Below are 12,713 nucleotides of genomic sequence, written 5' to 3'. Positions count from 1 at the left end.
AAGGAGAAAAAAGGAGCCCCATTATGCCGTGTTGCTCCTTAGTTTTGAACCTGCTTCATCGCAGGTGGGTGTCTTGCCGAACTGTTACAGACGTCCACTCTAAGGAGGCATGCCTTTACAATCACGGACGAAAAACTCCCTAAACAAACTTTGTGGCTCAAAACTATCGGATGTCACGGGCATCGCAGGGCTTTCATCATAAGTATTACCAATGTATCAAAGAGCAATGCAGTTGCGCAAGTCGATTACGCTTCCACCTTTTCTTCTTCTGTGACAATTGTTGCAATGGACAGCTCTTTCAATTGTTTTCCGTCTACTACATCTGGTGCGTTTACCATCAGGTCACTCGCACTTGCTGTTTTCGGGAATGCGATGACTTCTCGCAGGTTGGTGCGGCCAGCCAAGAGCATGATCAGACGGTCCAAGCCAAGAGCGATTCCACCGTGTGGAGGTGTACCGTACTCGAATGCATCCATGAGGAAGCCGAATTGTTTCCGTGCCTCTTCTGGTGTAAAACCAAGTGCGGTAAACATTTTTTCTTGGACTTCGCGCTTGAAGATCCGCATGGAACCTCCGCCGAGCTCGTATCCGTTGAGAACCATATCGTACGCTTGAGCGCGCATTTGACCTGGATCAGTGTCGAACAGGTGCAGGTCTTCGTCTTTTGGACGTGTGAACGGATGGTGCAGGGCGACGTAACGTTTTGCATCCTCATCCCACTCAACCAGTGGGAAGTCTACTACCCAGAGGAATGCGAACTGGCTTTGGTCAATCAGACCAAGTTCAGCACCCAGCTTGGAGCGAAGAGCACCCAGTGCATCTGCCACTACTTTTGGTTTGTCAGCAACGAACAGGAGCAAGTCGCCTTCTTCTACCGCCAAGCGTGCTTTCATTTCGTTAAGCTCTTCTTCTTTAAAGAATTTCGCAATTGGCCCTTTAACCTCGCCGTCTTTGAAGCCAATCCAAGCCAAGCCTTTCGCGCCATAACGGGAAGCGAATTTGCCCAAGTCGTCTGCTTCTTTGCGGGAGTAGTGTCCGCAACCTTTTGCATTGATCGCTTTTACTTGTCCGCCGCCAGCTACTGCTGCTGCAAACACCTTGAAGTCGCTTGTCGCAACCAGATCAGATACGTCTGTCAGCTCCATGCCGAAACGTACGTCTGGTTTGTCAGAACCGTAACGTGCCATTGCATCCGCATATGTGAGACGAGGGAATGGAGTCGGTACGTCTACGCCAATCGTTTGCTTGAATACGTGAGCGACCATCTTTTCCATCATTGGCAGAATTTCTTCCATAGACAGGAAAGAGGTTTCAATGTCCACTTGGGTAAATTCAGGCTGACGGTCAGCACGCAGGTCTTCGTCACGGAAGCAGCGAGCGATTTGGTAATAGCGCTCCAAACCGGATACCATCAAAAGCTGTTTGAACAGCTGTGGCGATTGCGGCAGTGCGTAGAACTCGCCTGGATGTACACGGGAAGGCACGAGGTAGTCGCGTGCGCCCTCAGGAGTGCTCTTCTGGAGAATCGGTGTTTCTATTTCCACGAAGTTGTTCTCATCCAGGTAGTCACGGAATGCTTTCGCTGCTTTGCTGCGCAAAATCAGGGAGCGCTGCATTTCAGGACGGCGCAAGTCCAAGTAGCGGTATTTCAAACGAACTTGTTCATCTACATCGATCTCGTCTTCAATCAGGAATGGAGGCGTTTTTGCATCGTTCAAGATTTCGATTTCAGAGATGTGCACTTCTACTTCGCCGGTTTTCAGCTTCGGATTGACTGCTTCTGGTGCACGGTTTACCACTTTCCCTTTTACAACCAGTACGTATTCGCTACGAACCTTGTCGGCTGCTTCCCAAGCCTCTTTGTTGTACTCTGGGTTGAATACGATTTGGACGATGCCAGTGCGGTCACGGAAGTCAATGAAGATGACGCCTCCGAGGTCGCGACGCTTTTGTACCCATCCGTTCAGTACGACTTCCTGACCAACGTGTGCTGTTGTTACTTCTCCACCATGTACGGTGCGATATTGCCAAGACATGATCATTTCCCCCAACGATTTGTTTTATTGATTTGCTTTTTCAGCGAGTACCGAAACGAGTTCCTCGCGTTTCACTTCTTGTTGCTCGCCTGTTGCCATTTCCTTCAGAACAACTGTGCCATTCGCCAATTCAGACTCGCCGATGATCGCGGTAAAGCGAGCCTGTAGACGATCTGCTTGCTTCAGCTGTGCCTTCATTTTCCGATCCAGATAATCCAGCTCAGCCGCAATCCCTGCTTGGCGCAATTGGTCGACGAGTACGAAGGCTGTTGTTTTCGCTTCTGGTGTCTGCACCACTACGAAGCAGTCGATGCCACCCGAGATCGGCAGTTGAACACCTTGCTTTTCCAGAGCCAACAGCAGACGCTCGATACTGAGTGCGAAGCCGATGCCTGGCATATCGTCGCCGCCCAGCTCTGCAACAAGTCCATTGTAGCGCCCACCGCCACAAAGCGTTTCTACTGCACCGATCTCCGCCATTTTGATTTCAAATGCGGTCAGTGTGTAATAGTCCAAGCCGCGAACCAGACGCGGATTTACATGAAACGGAATATCCAGCGCGGTCAAGTAGTCTTGCACGGCTTTAAAGTGTGCCGCGGATTCTTCGCTCAAGTAGTCCAAAATGGACGGAGCATCCATCGTCAGTGTTTTGCACTTTTCATTTTTGCAATCGAGCACGCGCAGCGGGTTGCGATCGATACGAGACTGGCAATCCTCGCACAGCTCGGAGCGAACGCCATTCAAATGTGCGAGCAAATGCTCACGGTGACGCGCCCGGTCTTCTACCGTACCTACGCTGTTCAATTCCACCGAAAGTCCTGTCAATCCGAGCTCCTGATACAGACGAATCGCAAGGCCAATGACTTCTGCATCGATTGCTGGATCGCTCGAACCGATCGCTTCTGCACCGAATTGGACGAATTGGCGATAGCGGCCTGCTTGCGGACGCTCGTGACGGAACATCGGTCCTAGGTAGTACAGCTTGGTAGGCTGATTAGGCACACCGTACAGCTTGTTTTCCACGTAGGAGCGGACAACACCCGCTGTCCCTTCCGGACGCAGCGTGAGAGCATCCGTACTGCGCGGATTGGCTACACTGTACATTTCTTTTTCCACGATATCCGTGGTCTCGCCTACACCCCGTTGGAACAACTCCGTGCTCTCAAACAGCGGCGTGCGAATTTCCGCATAATTGGAGCGGCGACACAGATCGCGGGCCTTGGCCTCCACGTAGTGCCACAGCTCTACAGTACCAGGCATGATATCCTGCGTACCGCGTGGGATCTGGATTCTTGTCATTCCTCTCGAACCTCCATGTCTTTTCAAAAACTCGGGCTAAAGCCAAACCTTCAGGATCAAGGAACCTTTCTTTATGAACAAATAAAAAAGCCCCTCGTCTCCTGACATTTAGCAAATCGCCGCATGTCAGGGACGAGAGACTGGTTATACTCCCGTGGTGCCACCCTGTTTGAATAGCCCTATAAACACAAAAGGCTATCCCACTTATTAGCCGTTAACGCCGGCACACGCCTGCCAGTTACTGGGGAAAGAGAATTCTTTCAGCCGTTCACTGCGGTCTTCAGGGATGTCATTCACCAAGCCGTTATACGAAAGCACTCTCAGCCACGGCGCTTTCTCTCTGGGCATCCGGTTCCTGGATACTTGTTCCCGTCATCAGATCATTTCGTATTCAATAAAAAAGCTTAATGTGAATCATAGCAAACCCGCCAACAGCCGTCAACAGGCGCTCGAATAAAACTTTTTTTAACGTGTAAGAATTGATTAGCGGCATGCTAATAAATTCTGGAGCGCATAAAAACTTTCCGCAAAAACGCGGTCGCTCTCCTTGAAAAAGCCTCGCTAGAGGTTTTTTTATTAAGAACAAGTATATCCATCACTTACTTGCCAGATACCTGTCCAGTCGTTCTCGCACCCGAATAGATTTCATCCAAATCACGGAGCTTGTTTTCGACCAGAACCTTGTACGTGTCATTGTACGTTTTCGGGTCCTTCGGATTCGGAAAGCGCGTCAGCTTGCCACTTCCTGGAGCCATCAGCTTGGATACTGCACCACAGCCGAGACCAAGAATAGTTTGTACCTCTTCCATGATCATGATGTTGTAGATGCTCTCCTGCCCTGGCTTGGCATACCCGACATTCTCCAGATTTCCCAAAATGTTTTTCTGACGATACAAATAGTACGGGTCATAACCGTTCGCCGCTGTCCACTCGGAGGCCATCTCCATCATCTTGCTAATTTCATCGCGACTGGCGACCTTGTAGCGGTCCTTGTTCTGCGTCATCTCAGATGCTCGCTTGAAAGACAGCGTATGCACCGTCAGTGAGGAAGGCATCAGCTTTTCTACCTCTTGGAGGCTGTGCGCCAGCTCGGCTACACCTTCGTTTGGCAGCCCAATAATCAGGTCCATATTAATATTAGTCAAGCCCATCTCCATAGCCAGATGGTATTTCTCAATCGTCTCTTCGACGGTGTGATGGCGTCCGATTGCCTGGAGGGTCTCCTGTGTAAACGATTGAGGATTAATGCTGATCCGATCCACTTCCCACCGCTTCATCACATCGAGCTTTTCGCGTGTGATCGTGTCGGGTCTTCCCGCCTCAACCGTCAACTCACGCACATCCCCCATGTGTGGAAACGAACGATGCATCGTCTCAAACAGCTGATTCATGTCATCTGCGGTAATACTCGTAGGGGTGCCGCCGCCGAAATAAATAGACGTGATCCGTTGGTCATTCGCCCGAAGCCACTCTCCCATCCGCTCCATCTCGTAATGGAGACCTTCGAGAAACGGATTAACCGAAGCCGTATGACTGCGAATCGCGTAAGCAGGAAACGTACAATATGCACATTTCGTCGGACAAAATGGGATCCCAATATATACCGATAGCTCACGGTCAATCTGATACAAATCAAGCACGACGTAAAGTTGCTTGTCTACGATTTCTTGCAAAAGCTTTAGCTTGTATGGACGCAAAATCACATCCTGCTGCAATCTCTTATGTGCTTCCTGTCTGTCTACACCAGCGGCGTTCAACTGATGGAGCAGCTTCGTAGGGCGTATCCCGGTCAAAATTCCCCAGCCTTGCTCCATGCCCGTGTATTCTTCCAGCATCAATAACAGCGCATAGCAAAGAGCTTGCTTGGCCGTCTTTTTCATCGCTTTTTCCTCACGTGCTACGTAGTCTCGCTCCACCTGATGGGAAATGCTTCGTTTGCCATCATATAACTCTCCCGAAGCTACGACTCCATTTTCATGTACGGTCAAAGCCAGCTTGATTTTCAAGTCAGCCTCATCTGTCCACTCGGGCACAAAAGTGAGTGCTGGATCTTCATAAAATAACGCGAGAATTAAGGAGAGTTCCCGCTCGAATGCGTGTCCCTCACATATGATCTGTATCATGGAGTTCACCTGCTTTTTCAAAAATGCCACTCCTCATCTTAGCCGACGAGAATTACTCGGGTCAACTAGACAAGTTGTGGCATCGTGTGCAAGATCATTTCCGTTTTTGTCGTGGATGTTGGATATCCCGCAAGCCCGGATGAAAATCTTGGGCCATTTCCGCATTTTGTAGTGACGTTTCTTTCTCTAAATCGTCTTGAAAATCAACAGACAAAAACTGCCGATTCAATCCTTGCGCGAATGTTTCCTTCTTTGACTGTCTCACGATGAATTCCTCCTGAAAAGCTGCGTGCGCTAGCGTCTAGTAAAATCTAGTATTGCCTTGGCTACTGAAAAGCAATCAGGGAAGTCATGCTGTACTTTGTCGTTTTTTGCAGGAAAAAGCAGGAGAAATAGCGAAGTGATTATTTTGGTAAAAACATGCAAGATCGCGATGAATTCAAAAAGCTACGTATTTCGGAAAGGATGTCTATCGTGTTTGTTCGTCAAAAGATCCTGAGGAGTATCCTGACTGTCGTCTGTGCCATTTCCCTCCCCGTTTCTGCAGCCTGGGCCGCCGGCTCTGTTCAGGTCACCGTGGACAAGCTCAATGTCCGTTCAGGTCCCAGCCTCCAAGACGCAATCGTCACTACACTGCCGAACAAAACTGTGCTGCCCGTCATCTCTACTAAAAATGACTGGATTCAAGTAAAGCTTCCGAACGGTCAAAGCGGTTGGGTAGCGAACTGGCTCGTCAGCTCACAGCAACAACAACAACAGAAACCAGCAACTGTATCTGCCAAGCAAGTAGAGAGCACCACAACGAATCTCAATGTTCGTTCTGGACCCGGTCAGACATATGCAGTCGTACAAACAATCAATCCAGGTACGCGTTACCCCATCGTGCAAACGAATGGCGAATGGCTCCAAATTCAACTCAACGCAGGAACAAAAGGCTGGGTCGCAAACTGGCTTGTAAAAGAAGTAGGTGCGGGACAAGCAGTTTCTCCTCCCGCTACCGTTAGTACACCCCCAACGACCAATCCAGCGGGCACAGGCTCACAACCGAAGCCTCCTGCCGTACAAGGAGCCAGCCTAATCTTGGATTTCGCTCCGTACGTATACGCCACGCCAGATGCCAGTACACCTGCTATCGGCCAACTACATGCGGGCGAGAAAATCACGGTCTTGAACAGACAAAATGGTTGGATTCAATTCCCTTACGATGGAGTCAACGCTTGGCTCTCCACTGATCAAACCAACCCGAACACAAGTCAACCGACTCTGCCCGAAAATGGAAATGGAAACACGCAACCTCAAACTGGACAACCATCTTCTTCAAGTCAATCCGCCACAGTAAAAACGGACGGATTGAATCTGCGCAGTGAACCGAACACAACCAGTGCCATTCAAGCTACACTTCCAGCCGGAAGCAAGCTGACTGTTTTGGAAAAACAAGAAGACTGGTACCGCATTAACACGGCGGACGGAAAAACTGGCTGGGTGGCAGGCTGGCACATTACGGTGAATCAACCAAGCATGCCTACTCCGAGTGGCCCATATGTGACAATCATGAATCCAGATACCAATGTTCGTTCTGGCCCGAGTACTGATCACGCTGTTATCAAACAGGTACAGCCTGGCGAAAAATACGGGATCGCCAATAAATCAGGCGAGTGGTTCCAAGTAAACTTCCCTGATGGCTCCACGGGCTACATTGCAGGCTGGCTCGTTTCTGCTAACGGTGCACCAGCAGTGGTACGCAGTAATGACCTCGCCGGCAAAGTCATCGTCGTCGATGCTGGACATGGTGGCACAGATGGTGGTTCGACTGGCTCCAGCTTCTCTACATTAGAGAAAACGGTCAATCTGCAAGTATCTCTGCTCCTGCGAAACAAGCTGGAAGCGGCAGGTGCCAAAGTCGTCATGACACGGGCTGATGATCGCAAGCTGACCCTGCAACAGCGTGTCGATATTGCGATTCAAAATCAGGCTGATATTTTTGTCAGCGTCCATCATAATACGCATCCAAACTCTGCAACGAATGGCTCGATTATTTTCTACTACAGCCAAGGTAACTCTAGCAAGCTCGCCTCCCTGGTTCAAACGGAGCTGGTGAAAGCGACGAACTACAAGGACATGAATTATCGATACGGAAACTACTTCGTTCTACGTGAAAACCCGGTGCCATCCATTTTGGCCGAGATCTCCTTCTTATCCAACTACAACGATGAGATTCGCGCACGTTCCGAGAAACAGCAGGATCTTGCCGCAGAAGGTCTGTTCAAAGGCATTGTCCAGTACTTTAATACACAAAGCAATCAGGGAGGCTGATCCCTCTCTTACAAAAACCCCCAGACGAAGGAAGCAGGCTCAAGCTCTCTCGTATGGGGGTTTCTTTTATGACGCATCTGATCGCGTCAAGGCAAGACAGGCAGGAATTCCCAGAAGATTTGCGAATATCATAAGTCATCGAAAGGAGTGATGACGGATGAAAAACAATCACAATATCAGTAATCGGATGGTATGGACGCAGGTGATCACAAGTTAACCTTTGAAAATGGAGTGATTTCTATTAAAACTATGTTTGAGTACAATTGGATGGTTCGTGAAGAATGGCTGAGATGGTGTGAGGATGTCCCGATAGAAGAATTGCTTCGTCCGCGCATCGGGGGTGTCGGGGGTATTTTGCATACGCTGTTCCATGTCATCGATGTAGAGTGGAGCTGGATTCAAGTCATGTTGGGAAGGCCTGATTTTCAAGATAGCTTCAGCCTTTACAACCGGTTGGAAAAGGTTCGTGAGCTAGAGGCGACTTTTCGCCCGGATGTGCTTCAATTTTTGCGCAATTGGGATGAAAGTATGGAAACAAGAGCCTTTCAGGATACGAAGCCAGACGGTAGCATCGCTACGTACACATGGGGTGAGATTATGCGGCACATGATCGCTCATGAAATCCACCATGTCGGACAGCTATCGATATGGACACGAGAAATCGGGAAAAAGCCAATTTCTGCGAACCTGATCGGCAAAAATCTGATCCTCCCTTCAGCGAATTACATACACTGACCCGATTTAGTACTGAAACGACAAAAACGATTGCCGAATGCAATCGTTTTTTGTTTTTCGCTTCACGAAAGGATTAATTCGCCGGGCGTTTTTCCCACGGCTCGACCTGACCGACGATTATTTGCCGTTCCGTTGTTTGCAGAGCGTCAATCACCCCTGCCGCAATTTCATCATTCGTCAGCCAGCGTGAATGCTCACCTACACATGTAAACCCAAGGATGACCCGTCGATAATTACAAACTTTTGAAGTAGGTTCTGAGGGGGGATTTTTCCAAGCACCGCTCCCACAGACATGCAGCAATTGCCACCGTTTCTCGGGACGCGACAGTTCTTCTACGATCACAGGCAATGCACGCGGTGCAGTCGAATGAATCCACGCCACAACCACATCCATCGGCCCTCTCTTCTCTACGAGCTCGTCCATAGCCTGACGCAAACCGTCTGTCTGATGGTAGTCTTGAGGCAGCATATGAATCGACTCTGGATGAATTGAACCATCTCTGATACGACTTAATTTGACTGGATCACGACCAAGCACGGTTACTTGATAACCTTGGCGGGCCAGCCATCGGGAGACCTCTGTAAGCATGCCACTCGCACCAATCACCAATGCTTCTTGCGCCATGTTTTCATCCCCTTGGTTGTGTTTATGATTCCACAATCAATGTGACAGGGCCATCATTTAACAGACGTACGTCCATCATTGCGCCAAAGCGTCCTGTTTCCACCTGGAGCCCTTTTTGCCGCAGCTTGGCGTTAAATAGCTCGTACAGCGGTTCAGCCTGCTCTGGTCGTGCGGCAGCCATGAAGTTGGGTCTTCTGCCCTTTCTGCAATCGCCATACAGCGTAAATTGTGATACGGACAAAATTTGACCACCCTTGTCTAAAACAGAGAAGTTCATTTTGCCTTCCTCGTCTTCAAAAATACGTAAGTTCGCAATTTTGTCTGCGACAAATTCAACTTCTTTTTCTGTGTCTTCATGCGTAATTCCTACCAGCAGCATTAAGCCGTGATCTATTTGTCCGACGATCTCTCCTGCTACGGTAACGCTCGCTTCTCTCGTTCTTTGTACGACAACCCTCACACTGACTCATCCTTCCTGTTAGCTAAACAAGAACACCCAATCCACGAGGGATCAGGTGCTCAGTATCCGGCGAACCGAATAAATATCTTTGATGCGCTTAATGCGCTCTACTACCTTCAACAGATGATCCACATTGCTAATCGAGATCGTCATATGAATCGTTGCTACTCGATTTTTATCGGACTTGCCACTGACAGCCGCAATGTTCGTCTTTGTCTCAGCCACAACCTGCAGTACATCGTTTAACAGTCCGCTCCGATCATTTCCTGTGATCTCGATCTCTACATGGAAATTATGTTTGAAATCGGTATCCCATTCGACATCGATCAGGCGCTCTGTACATTCGTCTGTCAGTACGTTCGGACAGTCCAGTCGATGCACCGATACTCCACGACCTCTCGTAATGAAACCGATAATCTGGTCGCCTGGAACAGGTGTACAACAACGAGAAATACGGACGAGTAAATTATCCAAACCACGGACTTTGACGCCAGACTCACTCTTGGCAGAACGATTTACTGGATTCGGTTTGACCTCAGGAATGGTCGGGTTTTGTTCTTCGCGCTCCCTACGGAGTTTGTCTAGAAGACGAGTCGCAATTTGCGAAGCCGTAATGCCGCCATAGCCGACTGCGGCAAACATGTCTTCTGCCCCTTGGAAATTAAAACGGGCTGCCGCTTCCTTCAGGTTCGTTTCCGTCATCGCTTCTTTTACATCAAAGCTACGCGACTTGATCTCCGCTTCCACCATCTGCTGACCTTTGGCGACGTTCTCTTCCCGCTTCTCTTTTTTAAACCACTGCTTAATTTTATTGCGAGCATGCGCAGATTTGGCCATCTTTAGCCAGTCCTGACTAGGGCCGTACGAATGCTTGGAGGTCAGGATTTCGACGATATCGCCTGTTTTCATCGCATAGTCGAGCGGTACAATCTTGCCGTTCACCTTGGCGCCGATCGTTCTGTTTCCTACCGCAGAGTGAATCCGATAGGAGAAGTCCAGCGGTACAGAACCTTTTGGCAGCTCGACTACATCGCCTTTTGGCGTGAAGACGAAAACCGTATCAGAGAAAAGATCCTGTTTGAGACTCTCCATGAACTCTTGCGCGTTCGGAGCTTCTTCCGATCCACCTTCGATAATCTCCCGCAGACTGCCCAGCTTCTCTGCAAACGAGCCTTGCACAATGCTTTTGCCTTCCTTGTACGCCCAGTGAGCCGCGATCCCGATCTCTGCTGTCTGGTGCATATCCCACGTGCGGATTTGCACTTCCAATGGCTCACCTTTTGGCCCAATCACTGTGGTATGAAGAGATTGGTACATGTTCGTCTTTGGCATGGCAATGTAATCTTTGAACCTGCCTGGCATCGGCTTCCACAGGGTATGCACAATACCGAGAACGGCGTAACAATCGCGGATGTCATTCACAATAATCCGCAACGCAAGCAGATCATAAATCTCGTTGAACTGCTTGTTTTGTCTCGTCATCTTTTTAAAGATGCTGTAGATATGCTTCGGACGACCCGAAATTTCCGCCTCGATGTTTAACTCGCCCAGCTTTTCTTTGATCGTATCCGATGCTTCATTCAGGTAGGCTTCGCGCTCCACCCGTTTCTTTTGCATCAAATTCACAATCCGATAGTACTGTTGCGGATTCAAATAACGAAGCGCCGTATCTTCCAGTTCCCATTTGACGGAAGCAATCCCCAAGCGATGAGCGAGTGGCGCAAAGATTTCCAGCGTTTCATCGGAAATCTCGCGTTGCTTCTCCTCGGACATGTGCCGAAGTGTCCTCATGTTGTGCAGACGGTCTGCCAGCTTGATCATGATGACGCGGATGTCCTGTGCCATGGCAACCAGCATCTTGCGGTGGTTTTCGGCGAGCTGTTCTTCTTTGGACTTGTATTTAATTTTTTCCAGCTTGGTCACTCCATCTACCAGGAGAGCTACATCCGGTCCGAACTGCTCACGGAGATGATCAAGCGTAATGTCGGTATCTTCCACGACATCATGCAAAAATCCAGCCGCAATCGTAACAGCATCCATGTGCAGGTTTGCGAGAATACCCGCCACGGCGATTGGGTGCATAATGTAAGGAACGCCTGATTTGCGTATTTGCCCTTCATGCGCTTTTTCGGCAAGCTGATAGGCACGTGTAATCAGGTCCAAATCCGATTGTGATAAATAGGTGCTTGCTTTTTTTACTACCTCATCAATGCCGGTAATCATAGTTCCCTTCCCTTATCCTCTCAGTAAAATAACCTCGTTCGAGGCCTTCTCACGGAGGAGCGACCGCATTATAGCGGAAAGTTTCACCGAAGTATTGCCGGAAGCAGACGCTGAGGCACTTCGTGATGCGCTCCGGAAAGTTTAAGCCTGGACGCATTTCGCACTGTGAAGCACTTGAACTTTCCTATACGTCTAGAAAACTTGGGCGTTGCCAAGTCTTTTGGCGCAGGCGAAGGCTTACTTGCACGTATCATGTCTGTCTATTTCATACTATTATCTTGTATGTCGTTCGTCTTGTAAAGCTGAATTCCCCTGTAAAGTATGTACAGCCGCAGAAAAAAGAAAAAAACGGGCAATTTACCCGTTTTCCTTGTTGCATCAATTAATATTGAACGAGCGATTTGACAGGAATATCCCCTATTTTGCTACGTCCATCCAAGTAGGACAGTTCGATAAAGAAGGCAGCTCCTACTACTTTGCCTCCGAGTTGCTCAATCAAATTGATTGTTGTCTCAATGGTTCCACCTGTCGCCAGCAAATCGTCTGCAATCAGAACGCGCTGCCCTGGTTGGATTGCATCTACGTGTACTGCCAGTGCATCTTTTCCATACTCCAGGTTGTAATCCGCCTTGATAGATTCATATGGCAGCTTGCCAGACTTGCGGATCGGTACAAAGCCAATGCCCATTTCGTACGACAAAGGAGCACCTACTACGAATCCACGAGCTTCTGGACCCGCAATCACGTCTGCTTCTACTTCACGCGCGAAGACAGCCAAGTCTTGAATCGCAGCCTTGTAAGCAGGGCCATCCTTCAACAGCGTAGTGATGTCTTTGAAACGAATGCCTGGCTGTGGAAAATCTGGGATAACACGAATGTATTGTTTAAAATCCATGAAA

General features: G+C 49.1%; 10 protein-coding genes, 1 other RNA gene and 1 other annotated feature. Of the genes, 2 read left to right on the top strand and 9 right to left on the bottom strand.

Going from position 1 to position 12,713, the window contains the following annotated elements:
- Positions 1-11 precede the first annotated feature (11 nt).
- The 5 genes from ssrS to C7R94_RS30270 form a co-directional block, all read right to left on the bottom strand.
- Positions 12-194: non-coding RNA, 6S RNA (ssrS, locus tag C7R94_RS13275), on the bottom strand.
- Positions 195-245: 51 nt separating this feature from the next.
- The gene (aspS, locus tag C7R94_RS13270; protein ID WP_106781806.1) at positions 246-2,036 is read right to left on the bottom strand and encodes an aspartate--tRNA ligase; all 1,791 of its coding nucleotides are present in this window, start codon (positions 2,034-2,036) and stop codon (positions 246-248) included.
- Between the two features lie 24 nt (positions 2,037-2,060).
- Positions 2,061-3,335, bottom strand: coding sequence for a histidine--tRNA ligase (gene hisS / locus C7R94_RS13265; RefSeq protein ID WP_106781804.1), 1,275 nt, complete (start codon positions 3,333-3,335; stop codon positions 2,061-2,063).
- Positions 3,336-3,460: 125 nt separating this feature from the next.
- Positions 3,461-3,720, bottom strand: a binding site (T-box leader).
- 214 nt (positions 3,721-3,934) lie between these two features.
- Positions 3,935-5,458 carry a coproporphyrinogen III oxidase gene (locus C7R94_RS13260; RefSeq protein ID WP_106782097.1) on the bottom strand — a complete coding sequence of 508 codons (1,524 nt, stop codon included), beginning with the start codon at positions 5,456-5,458 and terminating at the stop codon, positions 3,935-3,937.
- Between the two features lie 94 nt (positions 5,459-5,552).
- Positions 5,553-5,723 carry a hypothetical protein gene (locus C7R94_RS30270; RefSeq protein WP_012685602.1) on the bottom strand — a complete coding sequence of 57 codons (171 nt, stop codon included), beginning with the start codon at positions 5,721-5,723 and terminating at the stop codon, positions 5,553-5,555.
- Positions 5,724-5,878: 155 nt separating this feature from the next.
- Here C7R94_RS30270 and C7R94_RS13255 point away from each other — a divergent pair, with 155 nt between their 5' ends.
- Positions 5,879-7,771, top strand: coding sequence for an N-acetylmuramoyl-L-alanine amidase family protein (locus C7R94_RS13255; protein WP_106781801.1), 1,893 nt, complete (start codon positions 5,879-5,881; stop codon positions 7,769-7,771).
- Between the two features lie 240 nt (positions 7,772-8,011).
- Positions 8,012-8,506 (top strand): DinB family protein, encoded by a 495-nt coding sequence (locus tag C7R94_RS13250; protein WP_106782095.1) that lies wholly within the window; start codon positions 8,012-8,014, stop codon positions 8,504-8,506.
- A gap of 73 nt (positions 8,507-8,579) precedes the next feature.
- On the opposite strand, the gene C7R94_RS13245 is transcribed toward C7R94_RS13250, so the two are convergent.
- From C7R94_RS13245 to C7R94_RS13230, 4 genes are all read right to left on the bottom strand, one after another.
- Complete coding sequence (locus tag C7R94_RS13245) at positions 8,580-9,131, bottom strand: short-chain dehydrogenase (protein ID WP_106781798.1); 552 nt, start codon at positions 9,129-9,131, stop codon at positions 8,580-8,582.
- A gap of 22 nt (positions 9,132-9,153) precedes the next feature.
- Entirely contained in the window at positions 9,154-9,591 is a 438-nt protein-coding gene (dtd, locus tag C7R94_RS13240) for a D-aminoacyl-tRNA deacylase (protein ID WP_106781795.1), read from the bottom strand.
- 51 nt (positions 9,592-9,642) lie between these two features.
- Positions 9,643-11,814, bottom strand: a complete 2,172-nt coding sequence (locus C7R94_RS13235; RefSeq protein ID WP_106781793.1) for a RelA/SpoT family protein — start codon at positions 11,812-11,814, stop codon at positions 9,643-9,645.
- A gap of 382 nt (positions 11,815-12,196) precedes the next feature.
- The gene (locus tag C7R94_RS13230) at positions 12,197-12,709 is read right to left on the bottom strand and encodes an adenine phosphoribosyltransferase (protein WP_106781790.1); all 513 of its coding nucleotides are present in this window, start codon (positions 12,707-12,709) and stop codon (positions 12,197-12,199) included.
- Between the last annotated feature and the right edge of the window lie 4 nt (positions 12,710-12,713).

The organism is Brevibacillus sp. NRRL NRS-603 (assembly GCF_003013445.1).
In the GTDB taxonomy this organism is placed as follows: domain Bacteria; phylum Bacillota; class Bacilli; order Brevibacillales; family Brevibacillaceae; genus Brevibacillus; species Brevibacillus formosus.
Note: the sequence above shows the minus strand (reverse complement) of the source record. Positions and strands in the feature narration are given on the sequence as shown.